21 protein-coding genes are annotated in these 26,703 nt (G+C 65.6%); 5 read left to right on the top strand and 16 right to left on the bottom strand.

Translation table 11 applies throughout. From position 1 onward, the window contains the following. Positions 1-11: 11 nt before the first annotated feature. The 8 genes from G7Y50_RS06950 to G7Y50_RS06915 all read right to left on the bottom strand — a co-directional run bounded on the left by G7Y50_RS06950 (position 12) and on the right by G7Y50_RS06915 (position 6,254). Positions 12-869 (bottom strand): hypothetical protein, encoded by an 858-nt coding sequence (locus tag G7Y50_RS06950; protein ID WP_165053663.1) that lies wholly within the window; start codon positions 867-869, stop codon positions 12-14. An 11-nt stretch (positions 870-880) separates the two neighbouring features. Beyond that, the gene (locus G7Y50_RS06945) at positions 881-1,669 is read right to left on the bottom strand and encodes a hypothetical protein (RefSeq protein WP_165057002.1); all 789 of its coding nucleotides are present in this window, start codon (positions 1,667-1,669) and stop codon (positions 881-883) included. Positions 1,670-1,773: 104 nt separating this feature from the next. Then, positions 1,774-2,589: a hypothetical protein gene (locus tag G7Y50_RS06940; protein ID WP_165053673.1), complete on the bottom strand. Its 816-nt coding sequence runs from the start codon at positions 2,587-2,589 to the stop codon at positions 1,774-1,776. Continuing rightward, complete coding sequence (locus G7Y50_RS06935; protein WP_165053676.1) at positions 2,586-3,221, bottom strand: hypothetical protein; 636 nt, start codon at positions 3,219-3,221, stop codon at positions 2,586-2,588. Before G7Y50_RS06935 ends, G7Y50_RS06940 begins: the two co-directional genes overlap by 4 nt. Then, the gene (locus tag G7Y50_RS06930; RefSeq protein ID WP_165053678.1) at positions 3,218-3,871 is read right to left on the bottom strand and encodes an ABC transporter ATP-binding protein; all 654 of its coding nucleotides are present in this window, start codon (positions 3,869-3,871) and stop codon (positions 3,218-3,220) included. The genes G7Y50_RS06935 and G7Y50_RS06930 overlap by 4 nt, the downstream gene beginning before the upstream one ends. A gap of 10 nt (positions 3,872-3,881) precedes the next feature. Further along, complete coding sequence (locus G7Y50_RS06925; protein ID WP_165057000.1) at positions 3,882-4,610, bottom strand: hypothetical protein; 729 nt, start codon at positions 4,608-4,610, stop codon at positions 3,882-3,884. Positions 4,611-4,623: 13 nt separating this feature from the next. Then, positions 4,624-4,794, bottom strand: a complete 171-nt coding sequence (locus tag G7Y50_RS06920) for a hypothetical protein (RefSeq protein WP_165053684.1) — start codon at positions 4,792-4,794, stop codon at positions 4,624-4,626. A gap of 275 nt (positions 4,795-5,069) precedes the next feature. After that, positions 5,070-6,254: an iron-containing alcohol dehydrogenase gene (locus tag G7Y50_RS06915; protein WP_165053687.1), complete on the bottom strand. Its 1,185-nt coding sequence runs from the start codon at positions 6,252-6,254 to the stop codon at positions 5,070-5,072. A gap of 93 nt (positions 6,255-6,347) precedes the next feature. Here G7Y50_RS06915 and G7Y50_RS06910 point away from each other — a divergent pair, with 93 nt between their 5' ends. Further along, positions 6,348-7,286, top strand: a complete 939-nt coding sequence (locus G7Y50_RS06910; RefSeq protein WP_165053690.1) for a hypothetical protein — start codon at positions 6,348-6,350, stop codon at positions 7,284-7,286. Positions 7,287-7,382: 96 nt separating this feature from the next. Here the strand turns inward: G7Y50_RS06910 and G7Y50_RS06905 are convergent, their stop codons facing one another. Both G7Y50_RS06905 and G7Y50_RS06900 read right to left on the bottom strand, forming a co-directional pair. After that, positions 7,383-8,198 (bottom strand): ZIP family metal transporter, encoded by an 816-nt coding sequence (locus G7Y50_RS06905; RefSeq protein ID WP_165053692.1) that lies wholly within the window; start codon positions 8,196-8,198, stop codon positions 7,383-7,385. 341 nt (positions 8,199-8,539) lie between these two features. Beyond that, positions 8,540-9,055, bottom strand: coding sequence for a ferritin (locus G7Y50_RS06900; protein WP_165053695.1), 516 nt, complete (start codon positions 9,053-9,055; stop codon positions 8,540-8,542). Positions 9,056-9,867: 812 nt separating this feature from the next. On the opposite strand from G7Y50_RS06900, the gene G7Y50_RS06895 reads away from it, so the two are divergent. Next, on the top strand, positions 9,868-13,209 hold the full coding sequence (locus G7Y50_RS06895) for an ABC transporter ATP-binding protein/permease (protein ID WP_165053698.1): 3,342 nt from the start codon (positions 9,868-9,870) through the stop codon (positions 13,207-13,209). 128 nt (positions 13,210-13,337) lie between these two features. Next, positions 13,338-15,221, top strand: a complete 1,884-nt coding sequence (locus G7Y50_RS06890) for an acyltransferase family protein (RefSeq protein ID WP_165053701.1) — start codon at positions 13,338-13,340, stop codon at positions 15,219-15,221. 179 nt (positions 15,222-15,400) lie between these two features. Here the strand turns inward: G7Y50_RS06890 and cysK are convergent, their stop codons facing one another. Both cysK and G7Y50_RS06880 read right to left on the bottom strand, forming a co-directional pair. After that, positions 15,401-16,336 (bottom strand): cysteine synthase A, encoded by a 936-nt coding sequence (gene cysK / locus G7Y50_RS06885; protein WP_165053704.1) that lies wholly within the window; start codon positions 16,334-16,336, stop codon positions 15,401-15,403. 428 nt (positions 16,337-16,764) lie between these two features. Next, positions 16,765-18,858 (bottom strand): PLP-dependent aminotransferase family protein, encoded by a 2,094-nt coding sequence (locus G7Y50_RS06880; RefSeq protein WP_165053707.1) that lies wholly within the window; start codon positions 18,856-18,858, stop codon positions 16,765-16,767. A gap of 726 nt (positions 18,859-19,584) precedes the next feature. Here G7Y50_RS06880 and pdxS point away from each other — a divergent pair. Then, positions 19,585-20,556, top strand: a complete 972-nt coding sequence (gene pdxS / locus G7Y50_RS06875) for a pyridoxal 5'-phosphate synthase lyase subunit PdxS (RefSeq protein WP_370458004.1) — start codon at positions 19,585-19,587, stop codon at positions 20,554-20,556. A 344-nt stretch (positions 20,557-20,900) separates the two neighbouring features. Then, positions 20,901-21,680 carry a pyridoxal 5'-phosphate synthase glutaminase subunit PdxT gene (pdxT, locus tag G7Y50_RS12065; protein WP_241156476.1) on the top strand — a complete coding sequence of 260 codons (780 nt, stop codon included), beginning with the start codon at positions 20,901-20,903 and terminating at the stop codon, positions 21,678-21,680. Between the two features lie 430 nt (positions 21,681-22,110). Here pdxT and nrfD read toward each other — a convergent pair whose 3' ends face one another. The 4 genes from nrfD to G7Y50_RS06845 are packed head-to-tail and all read right to left on the bottom strand — an operon-like array spanning position 22,111 to position 26,602. Beyond that, positions 22,111-23,007 (bottom strand): NrfD/PsrC family molybdoenzyme membrane anchor subunit, encoded by an 897-nt coding sequence (gene nrfD / locus G7Y50_RS06860; RefSeq protein WP_165053710.1) that lies wholly within the window; start codon positions 23,005-23,007, stop codon positions 22,111-22,113. 5 nt (positions 23,008-23,012) lie between these two features. Continuing rightward, positions 23,013-23,555, bottom strand: a complete 543-nt coding sequence (locus G7Y50_RS06855) for a 4Fe-4S dicluster domain-containing protein (RefSeq protein WP_165053784.1) — start codon at positions 23,553-23,555, stop codon at positions 23,013-23,015. Beyond that, positions 23,555-25,777, bottom strand: a complete 2,223-nt coding sequence (locus G7Y50_RS06850; protein WP_165053713.1) for a molybdopterin-dependent oxidoreductase — start codon at positions 25,775-25,777, stop codon at positions 23,555-23,557. The genes G7Y50_RS06855 and G7Y50_RS06850 overlap by 1 nt, the downstream gene beginning before the upstream one ends. A 15-nt stretch (positions 25,778-25,792) precedes the next feature. After that, on the bottom strand, positions 25,793-26,602 hold the full coding sequence (locus tag G7Y50_RS06845; protein WP_165053716.1) for a 4Fe-4S binding protein: 810 nt from the start codon (positions 26,600-26,602) through the stop codon (positions 25,793-25,795). Positions 26,603-26,703: the final 101 nt, after the last annotated feature.

Genomic DNA, 26,703 nt, shown 5'->3' with positions numbered 1-26,703 from the left:
CTGCGGGATCGTCACGAATTCAGAAGATCCTTGCGCGGCGCGGCTAGAACGCCCATGGCGAAAAGGGCTGCGAAGAGCGTGGCCTGCAGCCAGAGGCCATGGCCAGCGCCCGGCAACCATGAACCGTAGAACACCGAGCTCACGTTGAAGGGAACTGAAAGAGGATTCGTAACACCGTTCGGATCGACACCCAAGCTCAGCAGTTGCGCCGCCTCTATGAAGAACGCTTGCGGACCATGAACAGCCGGAAGGCCTAACAGAATCAACACGGCGAACGGCACGGCGGGACCGTCCAGCAGCAGCCTTCCGAACTGGAACGCAGTTCCGAACACAGCGAGAACGAGAATCGATAGCGCGGTAGCCTCGGCAATGACGGCAGCGGTATCCAGGGGCTCCGCCGGCACCTGCCCGGTCACCGCAGCAAAGACCCCGTGGGGGCCAAAGTCCGCCGCTGAATCTCCCGAGAATACCGCAGCTGCCGCGCACGCCGACAGCACCGTCGTCACAGCGAGGACAAGCGCCCCTACGACTGCGTCCGCAACATCCTCGACCCACAGCTCACGCGCGCTTCCATGGCGAACAGCCCAACTTACCCCACGGCGGTTGGAGCTGGCGACCGTCAGCCATACCATGAGCGCAGCCGGTACGACGCACCACAACAAGGGTATGCCCCTGTGCGACGAAAAAAGCCAGATAAGGCTGTCAAGGTAGCCGGGGCTAAGCCCGTTCGCCAAGAGATAGGCCGTCTGCTCCGCGCAAGAGGCGAAGGCTGAGGACACCACCGCGAAGATGCAGCATGCCATGACGACAGGAGCAGCCCTGAACGCGAGAGCAGCCGCCTTGGTATAAGATCTGAGTTTCCCGATCATCGCTCCACCTCTCACTGAGCCCGATCCTGCCCATCGACCATGTCCTTGCGTCCAAGCACCACCCCTCCCAAAATCACGGAAACCACTCCGATGATCACACATTCTGAAAGGGCCGCAAGCGCCTCCACGCCTCCCTGCTGTACGAAGGAGCTGCGCGCCATCATCGAGCAGTCCCCTATGAGCAACGGCGAACCGAAGTAAGCCGAAACCGCAACGAACACGATCACGGAAGCGAACGCCATGAAAGGTCCAACGATAAGAGAGAGGGCAACCTGGGCAAGCGACAGGGCAAGCGATAAGACTGTGGGCAACAGTAGAAGCAGGATGGTCTGGCCCGCGTCCAGGGCCGATAAGGGGAAGCCGAGCACCATGATCGACTCGACGTCGCCCATGGCCCCAAACCCTCCAAAAGCAGCCGCAAGCAGAGCAACAACCGATTCTGCAACGTAAAAGACGATCACCGTTGCGACAACCCACAGACACTTCGACAGCCACCACGAACGCCTACCGCCGACCCTCATGAACACCTGGAGAGCCTGCCCGCCGAAATCTCGCACAGTGTAATGGCCGACGAGAACGGCAATGAGCACTTGCTGGATCAACCATCCAATAGGCAGCACGAACGGAACCTTGTCATCAATGCGATAGTAATCCGATCCCGCGAAGAAATACGCGAGCACATCGACGAAGCCAAACCCACCGAGAAGCCCGTCAGAGCCGGTCGCCCCTACATACCCCGATACAGCTTCGAGAGCCGCAAAGAACATCGCTGCGAGGGCGACGACGCAGGCAAGGGCCACGATAAGCTTTCCCCGATTAGAGAAGAACCCCACGGAGAGGTCATAGCGGAAAAGGTGCGCGAACGTCCCAAGGCCTGGGCCTGCATATCTCGCACGCACCCTCCTCACAGCGCCTCATAACAGCGGCACCGCCACACCAGGAATGCTGCCTCGAAAAGCGTGAGCATCCCGACCACGATCAACACGACAGGGAACTCGACGACGTAAGGCTGTGCTGGGTTCAAGAGGTTTATCGGAGAATACCCCGCCGCACTGCCTAATGCGAAGAAGGCGATGGCGCACACCAGAAAAGGCGCCACAAGCACCATAAACCGATTAGACACCAGATGCGAAAATACGAGACACGAGCACGCTACAAGGCCGCACACAGCAAAGCAGAGCAGCATGAAAAACATAACGTAGAGCCAAGGAGATGCGTAAAAAAGATCCCCCAGCATCGCGCTCGGCGAGACAAAAAACGTTCCGGCAGTAGGCTCAGGCTGCAGTACCGGCACGAGAAGCGCCGTGCCGAGCAGATTGACGAGCTGGGGCACAACACCCACCGCCCCTGCCGTCAGAAACACGGCAAGCGTCTTCGCCAGGAAGTACCGATCTGATCCTCCCCTGGTTACGACGTTCGCAGCATAGCCGCTTTTCACGTCGATGTAAAAGCTGTCGGCATAAGGCAGACAGACGATGAGGGGCAGTACGAAGAAGTACAGCACAGACCAGATGGAAAAAGGCGTAGCGCCCATCCACGAACCGAAGACAGAGTTTGGATAGGCTCCTTTGGATCCCACGCGCCAGAACGCCCATTCCTCGCCCAAGCCGTACGGCACGACAACCGTGACAAGTTGCGCGATGGCGAGGGCGAAACCCATGGCGAGAGCCGTGACGAACAGGTTGTTTGCAAACGCCCTCCTCAGCTCTACCGAGATCATACCGAGCCCCCTTCCCCTCTGCCGACGTCCGGCGCTCCCAGGTCAATTGAGTACTTATCGGGATACAAGGCCAACTCAAGAGAGTAGCTTCGCTGCTCAACTCTCTCCCAGTCACCCCGGCTGTTCATCTGTGTGTCGTAAATCAGATAGACAAGGGTTCTTTCGACCTTCTCGCCGGGCTCCAGCTCGACTATCGTAGAAGGATCATCGTTGATACTCATGTACAAAGGCGCATACAACCCATTCATCCACGCGTTGGACTCAACGTGGTAGTCACGCACATGCGCTCTTTCCACGTCGCTGGAAGTGTTGACAATCTCCAAGTCGATCAAAAGCGCCCTCATGTCCGAAGCGGTTCCCTCCTCTATCGACGAGTCCGTATAGCCCGGGACCATCTCCCTGATGCGCCCGTACCCCACTGACCGGAAGTTCAGCGCCCTCACCGCGATCGAGCCCCGATCGACCTCCTCGCCTGACGAGTTCTGGCCGGCATAGACCGCCTCGCTTCCAACCGAGTAAACATAGCTATGCTGCTGAGGATAAGCCGAGTTCACCTGCTCGATCCTAAAACCGCACAGAACGGCAATGGCGACGCAGGCAGCGGCCGCAATAATCGGGATCGCCCTCCTCATGCGGCATCGTCCCCACAGTCCTCGTGGCCGACGATCCGCCCCTCTGCCATCAGGTATATCTCGTCGGAAAGACCGTCGAGCTCCTCGGCGTCGTGGCAGGCGACCACAACCAAGGCGCCGCGCTCCTTCTGCCGGGCAACGATTCGCTGCACCATCTCGACGCCAGCGGGGTCGAGCGCGTTGATGGGCTCGTCGAGCAGCAGCAAGTCAGGGTCCTCCATGACGGCACACGCAATGCCGAGACGCTGCTTCATACCCAGGCTATATTTCTTGAAAGCACGTTTGTCCCGCGGATCGAGCCCCACTTCCTCAAGAACCAGCTCAATCTCCTCGTCGCCCACCTCGTCGCGTATGCCCGCAAGGTACTTCAAGTTGCGAAAACCCGTGTACTTCCCCACAAACGCGGGGTTCTCTATCATGACGCCCACGCTTGGGGGAAACTCACCCCGACCAAGGACCCTTCCATCGATAACAATTTCTCCCGCCGTGGGAAAAATGAGCCCAGCCATTGCTCGCATGAGCATGGTCTTGCCTGATCCGTTCTTCCCACGCAAACCGTATACGCGTCCTCCCTCAAGGGAGAGGTTGATACCATCGAGGACGGTTGCCCCCCTGATGACCTTGACGAGCCCTCTGACTTCCAATTTCATAATGCTCTCCCTACCCTCGAATCTGCCCGGCAACATCGAACGCTTCGAGGCCGACGAAGCCTTCCTCGCCGTTCGCGCTGCCCGGATCGACCAAGTATGCGAGTCTCTTGTCATTGATCGCGTCATCTGGCAGAACGTAGAGGAGCTTTATCTCGAGCGTCGCGCCAGCCTCGATGTCAACGATCCAGTACAGTTTCAAGTTACCTCCCTCCCATGCGTCATGCCAGAGAGGGTCGTTCATTCCGATACTGGACACCGCGCCAGCTTCGTCGACTTCGATGAACCTACCTTGACTCACATCGTAAGAAACGGTCTCGCTACCCGTGTTCGACATCGCCAGCTCCACGACGACGTATGAATACCCCAATGGCAGCGAGCCTTCGGGCCCGGGCGCGAAGCCGAGCTGCTCTTTCATAGCTTCCGAGGACGACTCGTCAAACGCACCCCCTTTGAAGTCAGAGACGCTCACTCCTTCAGGCGGCGACGTCATCCTCATGATCGATGGATAGCCGACAGACACCTCCCCACCCTTCGGCTGATCCTTGCCCCCGGCAATAATCCCCCCCACCTCAATAGTCTCCCCGGGGCCGTACAGCCCCGCGTTGTTTAGCGTAGATGCCTTAGGGGCAAAAGGCTCTTCCGAATCTTGGCTTGAAGGAGAAGTGCAGGCGCCGAGGGCGAACGACGCAATCCCGAGAACAAGTGCGATCGCTGCCTTCCTGAAAAATGTTCTTGGCATGTCCCCCACGTCTTCACTCGGAGGGTGTCCACGTGTAGCCATGCCCGCTCGAGCTGACGGCATAGTACTTGTCCTGCCAGTTGCCAGCGAAAGCAACGCCAGCTGCGCTCACCGTCATCGTAGCTGCGAAAAGTGCGCACAAGGCGAACGAGAATACCTTCTTCAGTTTAACTGCGCTATCCATTGCAAACCCCCTTTCGCAAAGACCCGAGACCCGCTATCGAGGAGTATTACCTCCCCATGAGATCCTATTGCCTATCCCCAGGTTTCCTGCTTAGAAAAAGTCACGTTGCGCCAATCGGCGAGTGGATCTCCGATTGGCGCAACGTTTTCTCAGGTGTCTGACATTAGGATGATTCGGGCATCGTATCGGACGTGCTCGTGCTCTGGACCTCTACGAAGTGATCCCCTTCACTATGTTCATTGCCGTCATCTCCGCGATCCTTGCATGCGCGTTCGCTAGAGCGCGAGGTGGTAGATGGCGCGGGCGTCATCGGCGGTGAGCTTCTTGAAGCTGCCGAAAACCTCGCCCTTGTTGGCGCGCAGCGTGGGAAGCATCTCCTCGAGCGCGGCGTCGAGCCCCTCCTCGCCGATGCCGAGCTCCTCGAGCGTGGTGGGCATGCCGAGCGACGCGAAGAACGCACGCGTCTCGTCGATGGCCGACAGCGCGTCGGCTTCTGCGTCCCCCGTCGGGACGAGGCCGAACACCTCGCGTCCGTAGAAGGCGAAGCGCGCGGGGTTGGCGTCGTAGACGTATTCCATCCACGCGGGGAACATCACCGCGAGGCCCGCGCCGTGCGTGATGGAGGTGTCGAAGGCCGACAGCTCGTGCTCGAGCGCGTGGGTGGCCCAGTCCTCGTGGCGGCCGACGCCGGCGAGGCCCTGGTGGCAGAGCATACCCGCCCACATGACGTTGGCGCGCGCATCGTAGTTCTCGGGGTCGGCGAGCACGCGTGGCGCCTCGGCGCGCACGGTCTTCATGAGCGCGAGGTTGAGGTTGTCCGTCACCGGCACCGCGCCCACGTCGTCGAAGAAGCGCTCGAGCAAGTGGCAGAACATGTCGGTGAGGCCCGCGGCGGTCTGGAACGCCGGCAGCGTGAAGGTGAGCTCCGGGTTCATGAACGCCAGGCGCGGACGCTGGCGGTCGTTGCCGTAGCCGGTCTTGCGTCCGAGCGCGTCGTTGCTGATCACCGTGTTCTTCGAGCCCTCCGAGCCCGCCGCGGGGATGGTGAGCACCACGGCGATGGGCAGCACGTCGGGGTTCGGGTGCTTCGTCTCAAAGAGCTCCCACACGTCGCATTCGATGCACGCGCCGTTGGCGATGGCCTTCGCCGAGTCGATCACGCTGCCGCCGCCGACGGCGACCACCCAGTCGACCCCCGCGCGCTTGGCGAGCGCCACGCCCTCGCGCACGAGCGTGATCTCGGGGTTCGGGCGCACGCCGCCAAGCTCGACGTGCTCGACGCCCGCTGCGTCAAGCGACGCGCACACGCGGTCGACAAGGCCGCTTCGCCGGGCGGACTGGCCGCCGAAGTGCACGAGCGCCTTGCGCGCGCCTTCCTGGGCGAGCTTCTCGCCGATCTGGTTTTCCACGCCGCGGCCGAACACGAACGTGGTCGGCGACACGAACTCGAAGTTCTCCATGAACGCTCCTTGTGTTATCAACGAGCCGCCGGGCGTTTCCCGACGGCGGCTCTAGTATACTGGCTTACGACTTCCCTCTCGAAAGGAACATGCATGCAGACCAATCACTCCAAAGCCATCAAGGGCCTAAGCATCGCCGTCATCGTCTTCTCCGCCATCAGCATCATCGGCTGCGTGGTGGGTTTGTTCGCGCTCGGCGTGGGCGGGGCCGTCGTCAACGAGCACGGCTCCGAGATCTTCAGCTACTCGCTCGGCCATGTCGACCACGCGATGCCCGCCCACGGGTACGACGCCTACCATGGCGGGTACGTCGACGAGTACCTCGACGAGGGGGACCTCATGGGCTGGACGACCTTCGGCCTGATCGCAGGCGCCGTGACGCTTGTCTGGGGAACCCTGTGCGCCGTGGTGACGCTGGTGGCCGGCATCATCGGCCTGCGCGGCGCTGACGTGCGCGAGAAGCTCGGGCGCGTGTTCGGCTGGGGCATCGCCGGCGCCGTGGCGTCGCTGCTCAGCGGCCGCGTCATCACGTGCGTGCTGATGGTGATCGCCGCCGTCTACGCCAACAAGGACAAGAACGCGCCGGGGTACGGCGCTCCGGGCGCCATGCCGGGATACGGCGCGCCCGCCGGATACGCCACGCCGGGTTACGGCGCGCCCGCGTACGGAGCGCCCCAGCCCGCGCAGCCTTACGCCTACGGCCAGCAGCCCGGCTACACCGCCCCGCAGCCCGTCGCGCAGCCCGCGCCGCAGGGCGCCGCGGCTAGCTACGCCGCCCAGCTCGCGCCGCAGCCGACGAGCTACCAGCAAACCTACGGCGCTCCGCAGCCCGCCGCGCAGCCCCTGGCACAGCCCGTCGAACAGCCCGCTGCGCAGGTGCAGCCCGTCGAACAACCCGCGATCATTCCGCAGCCTGCCGTTGAGCCCGCGTCCGCGCCTGCCGGGCAGCCCGCTGCCGCGCCCGAGCCCGCGTCCGCAACCGCGCCTGAACCCGAGCCCCAGAACCCCGGCGAAGGCTCCGACAAGTCCTAGCTTCATCCGCCTGCACAGCCTCATCTGCTTGCGCCACATGCCCCTCTCGCCCGAAAGCGGCGAGAGGGGCATCTTCTTCGCAGCGCGAGCCGCTTCCTACCCGAGAGACACGTCGAGAACCATCATGAGGAGGAAGCCGGCCATCACGGCGAGGGTCCCGGCGCTCGCCCGCAGGCCGGCTCCCTCGCGCTCGCCCAGGTGGGACTCGGGGATGAGCTCCTCCACCACCACGTACATCATCGCGCCCGCCGACGCGGCGAGCATCCACGGCATGAACGGCATGACCAGGCTCGCGAACAGCACCACGCCCACGCCGAACACCGGCTCGGCCACGCCCGAGAGCGCCCCCATCAGAAAGGCGCGCGGGGCGCTCATGCCCTCCTGCAGAAGCGGCAGCGCCACCGCCGCGCCCTCGGGCACGTTCTGGATGCCGATGCCGACGGCGAGCGCCGTGGCCATGCCGAACGTCGCCGCGTCGCCCGACAGGCCCGCCATGGCAAACAGCAGGCCCACGCTCATGCCCTCGGGGATGTTGTGCAGCGTGACGGCCGTGAACAGAAGCGTCGGCCGCCCCCACTTCGAGGGCCGGCCCTCGGGCGACGTGGCGCCCGGGTGCAGATGCGGCAGCGCCGCGTGCAGCACCATGAGGAACGCCACGCCGATCACGAAGCCGCCTGCGGCGGGCACCCAGCTCATAGCCTCACCGCCCGTCTCGGCGGCCTGCTCGATAGCGGGGATGAGCAGCGACCACACCGAGGCCGCGATCATGATGCCCGCGGCAAAACCCAAGAAGACGCGCTGCGCCATCTCGCTCGTGCGCCCGCGCATCAGAAACACCGTCGACGCGCCGAGCGCCGTCATCAGGAACGTGAACCCCGTTCCGCATGCTGCCCACAAAAGCGCCTGCTCCATGCTCGCACCTCCCGAATCCCTCGCTCGCCCACGCCGCCGGCAGCTGCGCTGCACTCGCAGCCGCAACGCGCCGCAGCGCATCGCGCACCACGTCGCGCCACCGACCACCACGCACACCGTCGCGTAGCACCGCCGACCGCCGCGCACCACGCCGCGCCGCAGCGCATGGCACACCATCGCGCCGTGTCGCTGCGCATCGCACTCCGCTGCGCAGCTGCGCCGCCGAGCAGCCTTCCTCAACGTCCCATCATACTGAAAAGGCCGGGCAAGCCCGGCCTTCCGTCACGCGTCCGTCAAACGCCGCGTCATCGCAGTTGCTGCAAATTCGCAGCTCTCGCGGCCTACTCGCCCGCAAGCGGCGAGGGGACGGCGTAGACGCGGGCGCCGTACTCCTGGTTGAGCTCGTAGAGGGAGCGGGCGTCGTTACCGAACAGCTTCATCTTGTCGATCATGTCGCGCGCGGTGTCCTCCTCTTCGAGCTGCTCGTCGATGAACCAGCCGAGGAACTTCTGCGTGCGGTAGTCGTTCGCCTCGACGGCGGCGGCGTAGATGTCGTTGATGAGCGCGGTCACGTACTCCTCGTGCTCGAGGCCCGCCTCAAGCGGCTCGAGGTGGTTGGAGAACGTCTTGTCGGGCTGGTCGATGGCGAGCAGCTTCACGCTCTCGCCGTTCTCGATCAGGTACTTGCGGAAGATGAGGGCGTGGTCGCGCTCCTCCTGCGCCTGGATCATGTACCAGTTGGCGTAGCCGTCGAGGCCCTCGTCCTCGTAGTAGTCGGCGAAGGACAGGTAGAGGTAAGCCGAGTACAGCTCCTTGTTGATCTGGTCGTTGATAAGCTCGTAGACACGTGCGTCCATGGGGATGGCCCTCCTTGATCGTGCGGCTCATGGTTTGCGTACGCGCCCATGATAGCGCCGCCGTGTTACGAACGGGAGAACTATTCCCCCCATGCCGCAAAGAAATCAAGAAATCAAATTCGGGAGGCGCGGGCGGTCGGGCGTCGGCGCCCTCCTGCAAATGCGAGCCCGCATCTCCCGCGTCATCCCAAGCAGGGCCCGCCTAGGTCGCCCTCCCTTGTCATCCCAGGCGGCCAGCCTCTCCCGTGTCATCCCGGATGAGCAGCCTCTCCCCGTGTCATCCTGAGCAGAGCGTTTGCCCAAGTCGCCCTCCCTTGTCATCCCAGGCGACCAGCCTCCCGCATGTCATCCTGGATGAGCAGCCTCTCCTCATGTCATCCTGAGCGAGCGAAGCGAGTCGAAGGATCCGGCCCCGGGCACGGCGAGCCCGCATGCACATCTCACCCGCGACCAGATCCTTCGACTCCGCGCCCTGCGGGCGCTCCGCTCAGGATGACATGGGACGGCGACTTGTGCGGACTCTGCTCGGGACGACACGGTAGGACGACCTAGGCGGACTCTGCTTGGGACATGAGGGAGGCTGATCGCTCGGGACATACGGGAGAGGCTGATCGCTCGGGATGGCATGAGGAGCGGCGGGCGCAGGGCTTGTGGAGTTTTGCCGCCGCGCCGGGGCCCTCTCACTTTAGCAACTAAAATTCCCTTCGAGAAACAGCCGCCCCGCAACTGCGCTCGCCGAAACACGTGACACGCGTCACTTCCGCGCCGCGCCGGCATGCGGGACAATAGCGCTACGAATGAAAGGCGCACGCATGCTTCAGCTTCAGCACATCCACAAGGAGTACACCACCGGCGACTTCACGCAGGTCGCCCTCAACGACGTGTCCGTCTCCTTCCGCGACAACGAGTTCGTGGCGATCCTCGGCCCCTCGGGCTCGGGCAAGACCACCATGCTCAACATCGTGGGCGGGCTCGATCACTACGACACCGGCGACCTCATCATCGACGGCATCTCCACCAAGCAGTACAAGGACCGCGACTGGGACACCTTCCGCAACAACCGCGTGGGGTTCGTCTTCCAGAGCTACAACCTCATCCCGCACCAAACCATCCTGGCCAACGTCGAGCTCGCGCTCACGCTGTCGGGCGTGTCGCGCGACGAGCGACGCGAGCGCGCCCGCGTCGCGCTCGCCCAGGTGGGGCTCGCCGACCACGTAAACAAGAAGCCCTCGCAGCTCTCCGGCGGGCAGATGCAGCGCGTGGCCATCGCGCGCGCCCTCATCAACGACCCCGAGATCCTGCTCGCCGACGAGCCCACGGGCGCCCTCGACTCCAAGACCAGCGTCCAGATCATGGACCTTCTGACCGAGATCGCGCGCGACCGCCTCGTGGTCATGGTCACGCACAACCCCGAGCTCGCCGAGCAGTACGCCACGCGCATCGTGAACCTGGCCGACGGCGTCATCGTAAGCGACTCCGACCCCTTCGAGCCGGGCCCCGAGGACATGCGCCTGTCGAGCAAGCAGGTGCGCCGCACCTCGATGAGCTTCCTCACGGCGCTGTCGCTGTCGTTCAACAACCTCATGACGAAGAAGGGCCGCACCATCATGACGGCCTTCGCCGGCTCCATCGGCATCATCGGCATCGCGGCCATCCTCGCGCTGGCCAACGGCGTGAACAACTACATCAAGTCCGTCGAGGAGGAGACGCTGTCGGTGTACCCGCTGCAGATCATGTCCACCGGCCTCGACATGACGTCGATGATGGTGTCGAACATGGCCGGCGGCGACGGGGGCGCGGACGCGGAGGGCGAAGGCGACGGGGCCGCCGCGGGCGAGGACGCCGGCGCCGGCGAGGGCGCGGGCGACGGAGCTGCGGACGGCACCATCGGCGAGACGCCCATGATCACGCGCATGCTCTCGAGCATCGCGAGCAACGATCTGGCCTCGCTCAAGGCCTACCTCGACAGCGGCGAGAGCGGCATCGAGCAGTACACGAGCTCCATCGACTACGGCTACAACGTCACCCCGCAGATCTTCGACGCCGACACCTCGAACGGCGTGCGACAGGTGAACCCCGACACGTCGTTCTCGTCCATGGGCATGGGCTCGTCGGCCTACGCGGGCAACAGCCTGATGTCGATGTCCATGTCAACCGACATGTTCGCCGAGATGATGGGCAACTCCTCCATCGTGGAGGGGCAGTACGACGTCGTGGCCGGCCACTGGCCCGAGCGCTACAACGAGTGCGTGCTCGTGCTCACGGCGAACGGCAACATCAGCGACTTTCTGTCCTACGTGCTCGGCCTGCGCGACCCCGAAGAGCTCAAGGGCATGGTGAACCAGTTCATGAACGAGGAGGAGGTCGTCGTTGACCTCGAGGACATCGACATCACCTACGACGACATCCTCGCCATGCGCTTCAAGCTGGTGAACGCCGCCGACCGCTACCGCTACGACGCCGACTACGGCGTGTGGGTGGACAAATCCGACGACGAGGCCTTCATGACCGAGCTCGTGAACGGCGGCGAGGACCTCGTGATATCGGGCATCGTGCAGCCGCGGCCCGAGGCCACGGCCACCGCGCTCTCCTCGGGCATCTTCTACACGCCCGAGCTCACGCGCCACCTGATCGAGCAGGCCGCCGAGACGCAGATCGTCCAGGACCAGCTGGCCGCTCCCGACGTCGACGTGTTCAACGGCAAGACCTTCGCCGAGGAGGAGGAAGGCGAGGACGAGTCGGGCTTCGACATGAACTCCCTGTTCAGCGTCGACGAGACCGCGCTGCAGTCGGCCTTCCGCATAGACGAGAGCAAGCTCTCGGCCGGCATGTCGGGCATGTCGCTCGACCTGTCCGGCGTGAGCATCGACCCCTCCTCGCTGCCGCCCTTCGACGCGTCGAGCATCAAGATCGACCCGAGCGCGGGGCTCGACCTGAGCAACCTGAAGCTCGACCTGAGCGGGCTTGACCTCAAGATCAACAGCGATGCGGTGAAGGTCGACACGGCGAAGCTGGCGGCCTCCTTGGGCAAGGTCATGCAAGGGTTCATGCCGTGGTTCGAGGCGAACAAGGGATCGTACAACGGCAACCTTGAGGCCGCCCTGAGCGACTATTTGGCTACGCAGGAAGGCGCCATACAGGCCGCCGTCGCGGGCAGCATCGATTTGTCCGGCCTGCAGGCCGACCTGGCCGCCCAGCTGCAAACCCAGCTGCAGGACCTGGTCAGCACGCAGCTGCAGGCGCAGCTCATCCCCGCGATCCAGCAGGCCATCACTACCCAGCTGCAGGCGCAGCTGCAGACGGCCGTGCAGGCGTATCTGCAGAACGCCATGGCCGTCATGATGACCAGCATGGCCAGCGCGCTCGAGCAGCAGGTCAGCGCAGCCATGGAGCGCTCCATGGCGCAGCTCTCGACCAACATGGCCACCGCCATGAGCATCGACGCCGACGCGTTCGCCAACGCATTCCAGTTCAACCTCAGCGAGGAGGAGCTCACCGAGCTCATCATGTCGATGATGACCACCGAGGAGCACTCCTTCGACAACAACCTGGTGAAGCTGGGTTACGCGAGCCTCGACAAGCCGAGCAGCATCGACATCTACCCCGTTGACTTCGAGAGCAAGCAGGAGATCATCGGTATCCTCGACGCATACAACGACCGCATGAAGGCCGAAGGGGCCGAGGACAAGGAGATCACCTACACCGACATCGTGGGCACGCTCATGAACTCGGTGACCACGATCATCGACATGATCAGCTACGTGCTCATCGCGTTCGTGGCCATCTCGCTCGTGGTGAGTTCCATCATGATCGGCGTCATCACCTACATCAGCGTGCTCGAGCGCAAGAAGGAGATCGGCATCCTGCGCGCCATCGGCGCGAGCAAGGGCGACATCTCGCGCGTGTTCAACGCCGAGACGATCATCGAGGGCCTGGTGGCGGGCCTGCTCGGCGTGGGGATCACCGCGCTGGGGTGCATCCCCGCAAGCGCCATCGTGCTCGCGCTGTTCGACGTCCCCGACGTGGCGCAGCTGCCTTGGCAGGCCGCTGCGGTGCTCGTGCTGATCAGCGTCTTCCTCACCTTCATCGCCGGCCTGCTGCCCTCGCGCAGCGCCAGCCGCAAGGACCCGGTGGAGGCCCTGCGCAGCGAGTAACGAGGGGGAGGGGGCCCGCAGCCCCCTTCCGCTCAACAACCTGGCAACGGGCGTTGCTTTCCCCCTCGCGGCGTGTAGAATGAGAGTTCGCGCTAACATTAAGAATTACCGGGGGGACCGTCTTCGCCATGAGCTCGAAGTCACGCTACATACCCGCACTCGACGGCCTGCGCGCGCTGGCCGTCGCGGCGGTGCTGCTGTACCACATGAACGCGGCTTTCCTGCCGAGCGGGCTTCTGGGCGTCACCATCTTCTTCGTGCTCTCGGGCTACCTCATCACGGGGCTGCTCATCCGCGAGTGGGGCGAGACCAAGACCATCAACCTGCCGCAGTTCTGGCTGCGCCGCGTGAGACGCCTGTTCCCCGCCATCGTGTTCGTGCTGGCGGGCACCGCCGTGCTCACGGCCGCACTCGCGCCCGACATGCTCACCAAGCTGCGGAACGACCTGGTCGCAGCCTTGTTCTGGTTCACCAACTGGTGGTACATCTTCCAAGACCTCAGCTACTTCGAGGCCATGGGGGCGCCCTCCCCCGTCACGCACTTCTGGTCGCTGGCCATCGAGGAGCAGTTCTACCTCATCTGGCCGCCCGTGCTGCTGCTTCTGTTCCGCCGCCGCGTGAGGAAGAAGAGCGTCCAGCGCGGCATCCTGGTGGCGTGCGCCGTCTCGGCGCTGCTGATGTGCGTGCTCTACGACCCGCAGGGCGACCCGAGCCGCGTGTACTACGGCACCGATACGCGCGCGTTCTCCCTGCTCATAGGCGCATGGCTGGCGTTCGAGTTCCCCGCGGCGCGCATATGCGGGCGCGGGCGGCGGGGGCTGGACGCCTCGCAGCGCAAGCTCGTCGGCAGGCTGGGCCTGCTGGCGCTCGCGGGCATCCTCGTCATGATGGCCCTCGTCAGCGGCTACTCGCCGTTTCTGTACTACGGCGGCATCCTCATCCTGTCGCTGCTCACCGGCGTGCTCATCCTAGCGCTCGTGGACCCGGCGAACCTGGTGGCGCGCTTCTTCGCGCTGCGCCCGCTCGTGTGGGTGGGCAAGCTCTCCTACAGCATCTATCTGTGGCACTACCCGCTGCTTCTGCTCATGAACCCGCAGAACTTCACGGGTACCACGCCGTGGTACGCCTACCTGGGGCAAGTCGCGGTGATCGTGGCGGTCTCGGCGTTCTCGTACTACTTCGTCGAGACGCCCATCCGCCACGGCGCCATCGGGCGCGCCGTGAAGCAGGTGCGCGCGGGCGAGGTCACGTGGATCGAGAGCCTGAAGGCGCACGCCCTGCAGGTGGGCCCTGCGGCGGCGCTCCTGCTGGCTGCCGTGACCTGCTGCATCGTGGTGCCGCCGACTGCCACGCAGACGGGCGGCTACCTCATGGAGGAGGGCGTCGACCCCACCCAGGCGCAGCTGGGCGACGGCGCTGGCGAGGGGGAAGCCGGGGCGAATGCCGAAGAGGAGCCCCTGAGCGTCGAGCAGATGCTCGCCGAGACGCCTGGCGAAACGCCCGAAGAAAAGGCCCGCAACACGAACTTCCTCATGATCGGCGACTCGGTGAGCCGCGCGCTGGCCGATGACGGCGGCTACGGGTACTTCGGCGAGGCATTCCCGAACGCCACGCTCGACGCCGTCATCAGCCGCCACGCGTCGGCCGTGCCTGAGGTCTACCAGCAGCACGTCGACGCAGGCTGGAACGAGCCAGTGGTGGTGTTCAGCATCGGGACGAACGGCGTCACCACGTCCGAGCAGATCGCGGCGATGGTCGACGCCGTACCCGCCGACAAGAGGGTGTTCCTCGTGAACGTCCGCACACCCCAGCCGCTCGAGGCCGACAACAACGCCCTGCTCGCGCAGGCCGCAGCCGAGCGCGACAACGTCGAGCTCATCGACTGGTATGCGGCGAGCGCCAACCACGACGAGTACTTCGACGGGGACGGCACCCACCTCACCGGCGTCGACGGCTGCGAGGCCTACCTTGCCCTGCTCACCAGCGCGCTCGCAGGGCTGTACGAGGAGTAGGTCGCGCGCAGCGGGCCGACGGGAGGGCAAGCCCCCGGCGAGCGCGGGGCGGGACGCCTTCGCGACCTCCTGCCCCGCGCTTCTCCCGCTTTCGCGAGTGCTTTCCCGATCACCTTCCGCAGCTGCTTGCGACCGAAGCGTTGCCGCCCTCGGCAGGTCGCGCGCAACCGCCCTCGGCGTTACTCCCCGAAGTCGAACATGGCGGTGGTGAGGTAGCGCTCGCCCGTGTCGGGGAGGATCACGACGATGGTCTTGCCCGCGTTCTCGGGACGCTGCGCCACCTTGGCGGCGGCGGCCACGGCCGCGCCTGAGGAGATGCCCACAAGCAGGCCGTCATGGGCGGCGAGCTCGCGGCCGGCGGCGAAGGCCTCCTCGTTCTCGATGGCGATGACCTCGTCGTAGACAGCCGTGTCGAGCGTCTCGGGCACGAAGCCCGCGCCGATTCCCTGGATGCCGTGCGCGCCCGCGCGGCCCTCGGAGAGCACCGGCGAGTCCGCCGGCTCCACGGCCACCACCTGGACGGCGGGGTTCTGCGCCTTCAGGTAGCGGCCCGTGCCGCTGATGGTGCCGCCCGTGCCCACGCCCGCAACCAGGATGTCCACCTTACCTTCGGTGCCTTCCCAGATCTCGGGGCCCGTGGTGGCCTCGTGCGCGGCGGGGTTCGCCGGATTGGTGAACTGCGACGGGATGAACGAGTTGGGGATCTCCGCGGCCAGCTCCTCGGCGCGCGCGATGGCGCCCTTCATGCCCTTGGCGCCGTCGGTGAGCACGAGCTCGGCGCCGTACGCCTGCATGAGGCGGCGGCGCTCGACCGACATGGTCTCGGGCATGGTGATGATGATGCGGTTGCCGCGCATGGCTGCGATGGCGCACAGGCCGATGCCGGTGTTGCCCGAGGTGGGCTCGATGAGCACGGTGTCGTCGTCGATCTTGCCGGCGGCCACGGCCTCGTCGATCATGGCCTTCGCGATGCGGTCCTTCACCGAGCCGGCAGGGTTGAAGTACTCCACCTTGCCCAGGATGGTGGCGGCCAGGTTGTTGCTCTTCTCGTAGTTGGTGAGCTCGACGAGCGGCGTGCGGCCGATGAGCTCGGCTACGTTGCGGTAAACGGTCATGGATGCGTCCTCCTTTTTCGTGATGCGTTCATTCTAATCGGAATCCGGCGCGAGACCCGCGCGAAGATGCGCCCATCTCCGCCGCACGACGCCGCACCGTGCTGCACTGTGCTGCGCGCTGTGCGCTGTACTGCACTGTGCGCTGCACTGTGTTGCGCGCTGTACTGTGCTGAGCTAAAGCCTAGCTGTTTAGTGGGCTTTGTCAATCCGCATCCCCAGGATCAGGCAAAGCTCGAAACGAAGCTCAGGACGAAACGAGGGTTGCGAAGCATCGCGAAGAGAAGCGCTGCCCTTTATCCTCGTGCTGCGATTTCCTGGAGAAAGCGCGAAAGACACGACGAAACGCCTTTCGGGACGCGAGTGGCCGCAGTCATTGAGTCATGATGTGGCCCAACGCGCAAATACGCCAAAACGCAAGCCCCCAATCCCTAGAGCGATTGCAGGACTTTGACGATGGCCTCGGCGGCGTACGCCGCGCCCGTTTCGTCAACCCCCGTGAGGTTCATGACGAAAGCGGCGCGCGAGACGCCAGGGGCTGCGGCTGGGGCGGACGCGTCATCAGACAAGGCGTGCGCGTCCGACGAATCGAAGCCGGCGCCGACCGCTTTGGTGCTGCTTTTCGAAATGCAACCGAACATTTTGGCGCTGTTTTGCGAAGCGTAACCGAACATTTTGGTGCTGTTTTGCGAAGCGTAACCGAATTGGTAGGCCGAGAGCGGAGCGAGGAGCACGCCCTCATTCCGCAAGCAAGCGCGAAGCTCCTCCTCTTCGCAGCCCTCAACCTCCATGACGAAGTGCAGGCCCGCACCTACGTTTCGCAGGCGGATCCGATCCGCCGCCGCACTTGCGCGCAAGCGCGCCACCAGGGCGTCCTGCACGCGACGGTAGTGCGTGCGCAGGCGGCTCACATGCCGCTCGTACTCCCCCGACTCGATGAAGCGCGCCAGCGCCAGCTGGTCGATCGTCCCCACCGTGGACGAGTAGAACCCCAAGCGCTCGCGAAAGCACCGCGCGAGGTGCGGCGGGAGCACCATGTAACCGATGCGGAAGGCCGCGCCGAGGCTCTTCGTGAACGTGTTCGCGTAGATCACGCGCTCATGCTCGTCGATGCTCTGCAGCGAGGGGATGGGGCGGCCCGCCATGCGAAACTCGCAGTCGTAGTCGTCCTCGATCACGTAGCGCTCCGAGGCCTCCGCCGCCCAGCCCAGGATCTCGCGGCGACGCGATATGGGCGTGACGAGGCCCGTCGGGAACTGGTGCGACGGCATGCAGTGGAGCACGTCGGCCCCGCTCGCGCGCAGCGCGTCGATTCGCACGCCCTCGTCGTCCAGCGGCACGCAGGCGAGCTTCACGTCGTTGCTTCGGTAGATATGCGCCAGGCGCGGGTAGCCGGGGTTCTCGATCGCGTAGGTGAGATCGCGGCCGAGCAGCTGCACGATGAGCGCGTAGAGCGTCTGCGCGCCCGCGCCCACGACGACCTGGTCGGGGCTCACGTCCATGCCACGAAAGCCGCGCAGGTAGTCCGCCAGCGCGCGGCGCAGCGCCTCCGAGCCCGTCGCGCCCGACGCCTCGAGCAGCGTGCCCTCGTCCTCCGCGCTCAGCGCGCCGCGCACGGTGCGCGCCCACATCTTATAGGGGAAGAGACCGCACGCGGCATGCGCCCCCGTGAAGTCGACGGCAGGCTCGGCTTCCGCCGCAGCATCAGCGAAGCAGCCTGCCTCTTCGGAGCGATCTGCCTCTTCGGAGTGATCTGCCTCTCCGGAGTGATTTTCCTTTTCGGGACAAGCCGCGCTTTCAGCACGGGCCGTGGCCCTCGAGCAGTCAACGCCCCCGCGGCAAGTCGCATCTTCAGAGCGGCCAACGCCTCCATGACAAGCTGTGCCTTCGGTGCGGTTAGCACTACCAGAGCAAGCTGCGCCTTCAGTGCGGTCAACACTACCGGAGCAAATCGCGCTCTCCGAGCAGCCAATGTCCCTAAAGCAAGTCGCATCCTCGAAAGCAGAGTGTTTCACGTGAAACATCCGTTCCTTCTCCGCTGCTTGCCCGCCGAATGTTTCACGTGAAACATTCGGCTTCTTTCGAGCGCGCCCACGCGCAGCTTCCGTCGGCGTTTCCCTAAGGAGATTCTCGTACCCGGCCCCTGTTGCCACTCTTCCAAAAGAGCTCCCGCGCGCAGCTTCCGCTGGCGATCCCCCGAGGAAGCGCCCCCGCTCGGCTTCCGCTGGCGCTCCCATGCGAAGGCTCTCGCGTCCTCTTTCCGCCACCTCCATGCGAACGGGACTCACCTCGTTCGCGAAATAGCCGACGCGCTCGACCGCGCGCACGTAGCCCTCCGCCACGAGCTGCGCATAGGCGCCCTCCACCGTGATGACGCTCACGCCGATGTGCTTCGCAAGCGCGCGCTTCGAGGGCAGCTGCTCGCGAGGCGCGATGACGCCGCGCTCGATGTCAGCCCGAATGCAGCGATACAGGTGCTCGTAGAGGCTTGCGCCCCCGCGATCCTGCATGTCGTACGTCAACATAAAACCCCCTCGTTCAAACCCGCGAAACGCGTTTCGCAAAACACGCCGAAGAGAAGTGCGCCTCCACTATCTACAGCGACCCACAGCGCCTCCTTGAGACAACGCCCCCTTACGCAAGCCACCCTGCACATGCCCCTTGGGCAACGTTCCCCTTATGCAACACCCTTGCTGTCCGCACCCATACGCAGCATGTCTCTCCTTGCCGTCTTCTCAGCCCGCCGATCTGTACGTGTTTTGCGAAACGCGTTTCGCAAAACATGCCGAAGAAGGGAAGGGCGGCCCTTCGGCACCTTCTTCCTATCGCGCCGGCTGCTTTCCTATCGCGTCGGCTGCTCGCAGACGTGTCCTCGGTATTGCCCCAACCGCTTGCAGGCGCGCGCAGGCGTACGCTAAACAGCTTTCGCCACCTGAGCGCCCCTCCGTGCGGCGTTCTCTCTGCTCTGCGCTTTGAGTTCTCGCAGTTCGTAGCTGGTCTTATCGTTTTTTCTACAACTGATAGTACCACTAAGGCCAAAAGTCCCCTAGCATCTGCGCATCATCTGCAATCGCACCGAGAGGAGCCCCATGACCGAAACCTCCCATCACAGCGCGCCAACATCCACGCCCGTGGACGTGCAGCCCGATATGCCCGCAGCAGCCGCTATCGGATCCGCGAGTTCAACCGTGCAGATTGGCACGCACACGACCACCACATCAACGCCTACAACCGCTAATTCCGCAGCTACCATATCCACGCCCGCAACCGTACCGCTTGGCACGTCTGCGACCGGCACCGTCGCATCCGCACCCTCCGCCACCACCTCCGCATCCACATCCGCTGCCGCGCGCGGCGAGCGGACGAGCCTCAACCGGCAGCTCGCCCAGATGCTCAAGGGCGGCGTCATCATGGACGTCACCACCCCCGAGCAGGCACACATCGCCGAGGCGGCCGGCGCCTGCGCCGTCATGGCGCTCGAGCGCATCCCCGCCGACATCCGCGCGGCCGGCGGCGTGTCACGCATGAGCGACCCGAGGATGATCAAGGGCATTCAGGCCGCCGTGAGCATCCCCGTGATGGCGAAGTGCCGCATCGGACACTTCGCCGAGGCGCAGATCCTCCAAGCCATCCAGATCGACTACATCGACGAGTCCGAAGTGCTCTCCCCCGCCGACGACACCTACCACATCGACAAGACCCAGTTCAGCGTGCCGTTCGTGTGCGGCGCACGCAACCTCGGCGAGGCGCTGCGCCGCATCGCGGAGGGCGCCAGCATGATCCGCACGAAGGGCGAGCCCGGCACGGGCGACGTGGTGCAGGCCGTGCGCCACATGCGCCTCATGAGCGCCGAGGTCCGCCGCGTGCAGAACCTGCGCGCCGACGAGCTGTTCGAAGCCGCCAAACAGCTGCAAGCCCCCTATGACCTGGTGCGCTTCGTGCACGAGAACGGCAGGCTCCCCGTGGTGAACTTCGCCGCCGGCGGCGTGGCAACCCCGGCCGACGCCGCGCTCATGATGCAGCTCGGCGCCGAGGGCGTGTTCGTGGGAAGCGGCATCTTCAAGTCGGGCGACCCGGCCAAGCGCGCCGTCGCCATCGTGAAGGCCGTCACCAACTACGACGACCCCGAGATGCTTGCCGCGCTGTCCGAGGACCTCGGCGAGGCCATGGTGGGCATCAACGCCCAGGAGATCGAGCTCATCATGGAGGAGCGCGGGCAGTAGGACCAGTAGGGCCCCATCCCCCCGCGCAGACGCCCACCTTCCCATGCCAACGCGCAGCAAAGTCGCAGCATAGTCGCAGCACCGGCGGCAAGATGCACGTCCGGACTTGACAAGGTGCGAGAAACACGCGATCTGATACCGTTCAGCTGCCCCGAAACCGCTTTCCACATATCTTCAGCCGGAAAACCCCAGGTCAGTTTTCTCGCGTCTTTCTCCGCAAGGCTTAGACACCCTGCTCGAGGTATCAGATCGCGTGTTTCTCGCACCTTGCCAGGCTCGTTCGCGTCAAGGCCATTGCTCGCAGGGCGCGATCTCCTCAACGACAGCCTCCGGAAAGGAGTTTCATGCATCATCCGACCATAGCCGTCTGCGCCGTCCAAGGCGCGTTCATCGAGCACGAGCAGCGCCTGCGCGCGCTCGGCTGCGAGACGCTCGAGCTGCGCCAGGCGGCCGATCTCGCGCGCCCCTTCGACGCGCTCGTGCTCCCCGGCGGCGAGTCCACCGTGCAGGCGAAGCTGCTGCGCGAGCTGGGCCTCTTCGACCCGCTGCGCGCACGCATCGCGGGCGGCATGCCCGTGCTGGGAACGTGCGCCGGCCTCATCCTGCTGGCCGAGCGCATCGAGGACGCCACCGGCGACCTGGCCGGGCTCGACCCCGCCCTCGCCGCCGCGCGCACCGGCGTCGCCGGCTTCGGCACCCTGCCCGTCACCGTGCGACGCAACGGCTACGGCCGCCAGCTCGGCAGCTTCCGCGCCCACGCGCCCTTCGGCAGCGAAGACGAGCGCGCAACCGGCACGGCGCCGAACATTCCCCTGACATTCATCCGCGCCCCCTTCATCACCGAGATACGCGAAGAGGAAGCTGAAACAGGCGCCGAAGTGCGCGGAGGAAAGCCCCATGCGGAGGCCGACACGGGCGCCGCGATGCGCGAAGGGAAGTTCGACGCGGAGACCGGTTCGAGCGCTAAGGCACGCGAAGGGGAGACCGACACGAAGGCCGAGGTGCTCACGCGCGTAGACGGCCGCATCGTGGCCGCGCGCGCCGGCAACCAGATCGGCGTCGCCTTCCACCCCGAGCTCGACGAGGACGACACCGTGTACCAGCTGTTCCTCGGGATGCTGTAAGGGCCGGGGCAACGGGGCACTGGACACAGGCACGCCACACCCAGCGCCCCGCACCCGCCTGCGCCCCAGCACGCCCCCACGCCCACCACTCGCACCTCAGCCCACGCCCGCTACTCCTACACTCCGCTGCCCCGCGTCTCGGCCCGCCCGCACCCGTCATCCCCACGTCCCGCCCGCGCCCGCCATCCCCGCGTCCCAGCCCGCTGCGCGCTCCAACCCTCAAACAAGCGGTGCCCCGCAGCCGAAGCCGCGGGGCACCTGTCGAGGGGAGAGGGAGCTTATTCCGCTAGAGCCGCAGCGGCCAGAGCAGCCGGAACCGGAACCGGAACCGAACCCGCAGCGGCTAGAGCAGCGGGAACCGAACCCGAAGCCGCAGAGGCTAGAGCTGCGGGAACCGCCGAACCCGAAACCGAACCCGAAGCCGCAGGCGTTAGAGCCACGGGACCGTCATCGTCACGGGCAGGGCCGCCACCAGCACCAGCAGGCGCAGGACGAAGCCGCCTACGAGCACGCCGGCGTCAGAGGCGAAGCTGATCCAGTGCGCGCGCCGCGACTCCTCGAACTCGCGCGGGCTGAAGAACAGCAGCCACGTCTCCAGCGCCGTGGGTCCCACGAGCCCCACCAGCACGAACAAGAACCAGAACGCCAGCACGTAGTCGCCGGCCACCAGCTGCATGACCGAGTTCCAACCCGCAACCGACGCCGTGTTGGCCGTGATGAACAACAGGCTCGCCACCAGCACGAGCTCGATGATCGGCAGGCAGAAGTGGAACTTCTTCAGCACGCCCACGCGGTTGAACTCCTCGGGGTGCTTGATGATGGCGACCGCCAGCACCGCCGCCATGCCGGTCGACACGGCCGACACCAGAAACAGGATGGGCAGCATCGCGTTGTTCCACAGCGGGAACGTCTTGCACACGCCGAGCAGGCAGCCCGTGTACACGGCCACGCACAGGCCGAGCGCCGCGCCTGCCAGGTCGAGCGGGAGCGGCACGCGCCGATGAGTCAGGTCGAGCGCCGCCGCCACGAGCGACACCACCATGAAGGCGCCGAGGAACACCACGCCCCAGGTCATGACCGACCCGAAGTTGGTGAGCAGCAGCGCGAAGCGCAGCGGGTTCTGAAGGCCCGCCGTCGCGTCGAACATCAGCAGCACGAGGCCGATCATCACGGTCACCGGAGCGATCACGCGCCCGATGCGGATCATGTTCACCGCTTCGGGATGGCGCCACCTCAGGAAGGCCGAGGTGATGAACGCGCCGCCACCCAAGCCCGCCAGAAACAGGTAGCATGCGATAATGACATCCCAGATAGGTTCGAACGTCATCTCAATCACCTCACGTAGAATACTTTGGTCTTGGTCAGGTCAGCCACGATGGGCACCGCGTGCGTCTCGGCGATGGCGCGGGAGATCTCGCTTCCGGGATCGTCCAGGTCGCCGAAGATGCGCGCGTCGGTGAGGCACGCGTCCACGCAGTTGCACGTCTGCGTGCCCGACTCGTGCGCGGTCACCACGCAGAAGCGGCACTTGTCCACCGCGCCCGTCTCGGAGTTGCGCACGCGCACCTGGTAGGGACACGCCGCCATGCAGTACAGGCAGCCGATGCAGCGGCCCTGGTCAACGGCGACGATGCCGTCAGCCCCGATATGCGCGGCGCCCGTGGGGCACACGGCCGCGCACGGCGCGTCCTCGCAGTGCATGCACTGCAGCGGCACGTGCTCCACGGCCACGCTCGGGTAGACGCCCTCCTCGCGCTCCTCGAAGCGGATGAAGTTCTCGTCGGGAAGAAGGTCGTTGAGCCGCTGGCAAGCCACGCGGCAGGCGTAGCAGCCAATGCACTTCTTCGTGTCGATCAACATTCCATAGCGTGCCATCATGCACCTACTTTCTTAACCGTGACGAGCGCCTCCTGCGAGCAGATGCCGCCGTAGCCCGGCTCGATGCGGAAGGGCACGAAGTCCATCTGGCACAGGCCCACGCCGTACGCCGTGCGCTGCTCCGGCGAGGAGCAGCCGTAATGGCTCGGCATGAACAGGGTCGTGGGGTTCACGCGCTGCGTCACCTTGACGCGCACGCGGCCCTCGTGGCACTCGTTGGACACGAGCACCTCGTCGCCGTCGGCGATGCCCCAGCGCTGCGCCACGTCGGCGGAGAGCCACACGCGGTCGAGGTCGTAGTCCTTCGTGATCTGCATGAGGTCGGCGATGTTGGCCGTCTGGGTGTGGCTCATGTGCGCCTGCTTGCCGCCGACCAGGCGCAGCGTGCCCGCCGCCTCGTCGGGCATGACCGCGGGCTCCACCCACACCGGGTACGGCGACAGCCCCGCCGCCGCGCACGCCTCGCTCGTGAACTGGATCTTCCCCGCGGGCGTCTTCCACTTCGGCGTCTTGCCGTACTCAAACGCCGCATCGGGGAACGACGCCGTGCCGCCCGCCTCGCGCAGGGTCTCAAGCGACAGGCCCACCGTCTTGAGCTGCGCGTCGGCGAGCTCCTCCACCGTGAAGTCGAAGTACTCGCCCACGCCGCACGCGCGCGCCAGCTCGGAGAAGATCTCGTCGCAGCTCCGCGTCTCGGGGTGCACGCGCTCGATCACCTTGTCGCGCAGCGTCACGCACGGCACCTTGCCGCCGATGAACTCGGGCAGCTCCAGGCGCTCGAGGTAGCTGCACTCGGGCAGCACGTAGTCGGCGAGCTGGGCGGTCTCGGACATCTGCACGTCCACGACCACCATGAGGTCGAGGCGGCTGAGCGCCTCGGCCAGAAACGCCGTGTTGGAGTAGCCCGCCGCCATGTTCGAGTTGTAGAAGAACATGCCCTTGATCACGCCCGAATGCGCCATCTGCGCCGCGTAGACGTTCGAGCCCATGTTCGAGAGCGAGAGCGGGTACTCCTCGGAGCCCAGGATCTTCGCCGCGGGCTTCGGCACGCTCGGGAACTTCGCCTCGTCGAGCTTGCCCACCGAGACGCTCGGCGTGAAGAGCGCGCCGCCCTTCTGGTTCCAGCAGCCCAGAAGCGTGTTGAACAGGCACACCGCGCGCGCCGTCTCGCCGGAGTTCTCGTACGCGCAGCCGAACGCCCCGCGCCAGCTCGGCTCGATGGACGCTGCGGGCGCCGCGTCGGCGAACTCGACGGCCAGCCGCTCGATGGTGGCGGCTGGGATGCCCGTGATGCCCTCCGCCCAGGCGGGCGTGCAGGTGGCGAGCGAGGCGGCCCACTCCTCGAAGCCCACCGCGTTCTCGGCCACGTACGCGGCGTCGTAGAGCCCGCGCGTCACCAGAACGTGCGACATGCCCAGCAGAAGCGCCAGGTCAGTGCCGGGGTTGATCGGCACCCACTCGTCGGCGAACGCGATGCTGTTGTTGCAGCGCGGGTCGACCAGCACGATGCGCGCGCCGCGCTCGTGCGCCTTCTGCAGCGCGGAGACGGAGCTCGGGCGGATGGCGTCGGCGTAGCTGCGGCCGATGAACATGGTCATCTTCGAGCTCGCCACGTCGGACGAGTAGTTCCCCGTGCCGATGACCTGCGTGAACCCTGCCTCCTTCGACAGGTTGCACGCCGCGCCGTGCGTGTACACGTTCGCACTCCCGAGCGCGTTCATGAAGCGCTTGGTGTAGTACTTGCCGGACGGGCGCGGGTCCTGCACCATGGCGAGCGCCTCAGGGCCGTCCGCCGCGATGATGGCCTGGACTTTCTCGGCGATCTCGGCGTAGGCCTGGTCCCAGCTGATGGGCTCGAAGACGCCCTTGTCGTTCTTCTTGAGCGGCTCGGTCAGGCGGTCCTCCGACGTGGCGATCTGCAGGTAGCCGTAGCCGCGCGCGCAGAGCTTGCCCTTCGCGTAGGGATGGCCCTCGTCGCCGAGCACCGTGTCGATCTCGCCGTTCCTCACGTACGCGGTGAAGCCGCACTTGCTCGAGCAGGCGTTGCACAGGGAGTGCGCCGTGGTCACCACGGGCCCGCCCCACGCGTGGGCGACCTGCGGGTCGAGCGCCGCGCCCGCGGTGCCCGCCACGCCCGCCGCGCCGAGCACGGCGGCGCCAGCCGCCAGCCCCGCGCCCGCTTCCAGGAAGGTTCGCCTCGTCAACGTTTTCTCTGACATGATCGGCTCCTTCCCCTACGCCTCCACGAGCGTCACGGTACGCACGACGCCCTGGTCGATGATCTTCTGCGCGATGTCCTGCCAGTCGATGAACTGGATGGCGCCGTTGGGGCACTGCTCGGCGCAGCGGCCGCAGGAGATGCACTTGGTGGATATGCCCGTCTCGGTGTCGACGCGCGGCATGTTCCACGGGCACGCCTGGGCGCACATGCCGCAACCGACGCACGCCTCACCGTCGACGATGCGCGCGCCGTACTCCGGGTCGGCGTAGATGGCGTGCACGGGGCAGTAGTTGGCGCAGGCCGGGTCCTCGCACTGCTTGCAGTGCTCAACCGTGAACTGGCACGCGCCCTTGCCCGAGCCGAGCGAGCCCTCGCCCGTGTCAGCCCCGGCGCCGTAGTTGTAGTTGTCCCACACGCGCACGCGCGCGATGTGCTGGCTGACGCGCCCGTCGTTCTTCAGCGTGCACATCATCTCGCAGCGCTGGCAGCCGGAGCAGCGCGCGCGGTCGGTGACGATCATCTTGGTGGGCGTGGTGCGGATGTCGATGCGCCCGGAGGCGATCGACCGCTCGGTCACGCCCCATGACGCCAGCACGCCGCCCACGACCAGGCCCGCCACGCCGCAGCCGGCCATGGCCAGCACGTTGCGGCGCGTGAACGTCTTGGGATGGCCGGAGCCGACAGGCTCGGCGGAGCCAGCGGGGCTGGCGGAATCGCTGCCGGAGGCGCCGGCGGGGCCGTCGGCGTCGGCAGGCTGAGCCGTATCGTTGAGCCGCTCTTCCGGCTGGACAACGGCTTTGTCTTCAAACTTGTTCTCTGACATGCGTGATCTCCCCTCGTTTCTCAAACAAAAGAACCCTGCCCGCGCCAGGGCGCATCGCCCGCGCGCAGGCATGACGCAAAGGAGCTCTCATCGCAGCCCGT

The sequence above is a fragment of the Adlercreutzia sp. ZJ176 genome (assembly GCF_011038975.1).
In the GTDB taxonomy this organism is placed as follows: domain Bacteria; phylum Actinomycetota; class Coriobacteriia; order Coriobacteriales; family Eggerthellaceae; genus CAAEEV01.
This window is presented reverse-complemented; position numbering and strand designations above follow the sequence as displayed.

Excerpts from the sequence above, each read along its gene's own strand:
- G7Y50_RS06915 (WP_165053687.1), bottom strand. The coding sequence starts at position 6,254 with ATGGAGAACTTCGAGTTCGTGTCGCCGACCACGTTCGTGTTCGGCCGC.
- G7Y50_RS06935 (WP_165053676.1), bottom strand. The coding sequence starts at position 3,221 with ATGAGGAGGGCGATCCCGATTATTGCGGCCGCTGCCTGCGTCGCCATT.
- nrfD (WP_165053710.1), bottom strand. The coding sequence starts at position 23,007 with ATGACGTTCGAACCTATCTGGGATGTCATTATCGCATGCTACCTGTTT.
- G7Y50_RS06920 (WP_165053684.1), bottom strand. The coding sequence starts at position 4,794 with ATGGATAGCGCAGTTAAACTGAAGAAGGTATTCTCGTTCGCCTTGTGC.
- G7Y50_RS06925 (WP_165057000.1), bottom strand. The coding sequence starts at position 4,610 with ATGCCAAGAACATTTTTCAGGAAGGCAGCGATCGCACTTGTTCTCGGG.
- G7Y50_RS06930 (WP_165053678.1), bottom strand. The coding sequence starts at position 3,871 with ATGAAATTGGAAGTCAGAGGGCTCGTCAAGGTCATCAGGGGGGCAACC.
- G7Y50_RS06940 (WP_165053673.1), bottom strand. The coding sequence starts at position 2,589 with ATGATCTCGGTAGAGCTGAGGAGGGCGTTTGCAAACAACCTGTTCGTC.
- G7Y50_RS06890 (WP_165053701.1), top strand. The coding sequence starts at position 13,338 with ATGAGCTCGAAGTCACGCTACATACCCGCACTCGACGGCCTGCGCGCG.
- G7Y50_RS06850 (WP_165053713.1), bottom strand. The coding sequence starts at position 25,777 with ATGTCAGAGAAAACGTTGACGAGGCGAACCTTCCTGGAAGCGGGCGCG.
- G7Y50_RS06855 (WP_165053784.1), bottom strand. The coding sequence starts at position 23,555 with ATGGCACGCTATGGAATGTTGATCGACACGAAGAAGTGCATTGGCTGC.
- G7Y50_RS06910 (WP_165053690.1), top strand. The coding sequence starts at position 6,348 with ATGCAGACCAATCACTCCAAAGCCATCAAGGGCCTAAGCATCGCCGTC.
- G7Y50_RS06905 (WP_165053692.1), bottom strand. The coding sequence starts at position 8,198 with ATGGAGCAGGCGCTTTTGTGGGCAGCATGCGGAACGGGGTTCACGTTC.
- G7Y50_RS06880 (WP_165053707.1), bottom strand. The coding sequence starts at position 18,858 with ATGTTGACGTACGACATGCAGGATCGCGGGGGCGCAAGCCTCTACGAG.
- G7Y50_RS06895 (WP_165053698.1), top strand. The coding sequence starts at position 9,868 with ATGCTTCAGCTTCAGCACATCCACAAGGAGTACACCACCGGCGACTTC.
- G7Y50_RS06900 (WP_165053695.1), bottom strand. The coding sequence starts at position 9,055 with ATGGACGCACGTGTCTACGAGCTTATCAACGACCAGATCAACAAGGAG.
- G7Y50_RS06845 (WP_165053716.1), bottom strand. The coding sequence starts at position 26,602 with ATGTCAGAGAACAAGTTTGAAGACAAAGCCGTTGTCCAGCCGGAAGAG.
- cysK (WP_165053704.1), bottom strand. The coding sequence starts at position 16,336 with ATGACCGTTTACCGCAACGTAGCCGAGCTCATCGGCCGCACGCCGCTC.
- pdxT (WP_241156476.1), top strand. The coding sequence starts at position 20,901 with ATGCATCATCCGACCATAGCCGTCTGCGCCGTCCAAGGCGCGTTCATC.
- G7Y50_RS06950 (WP_165053663.1), bottom strand. The coding sequence starts at position 869 with ATGATCGGGAAACTCAGATCTTATACCAAGGCGGCTGCTCTCGCGTTC.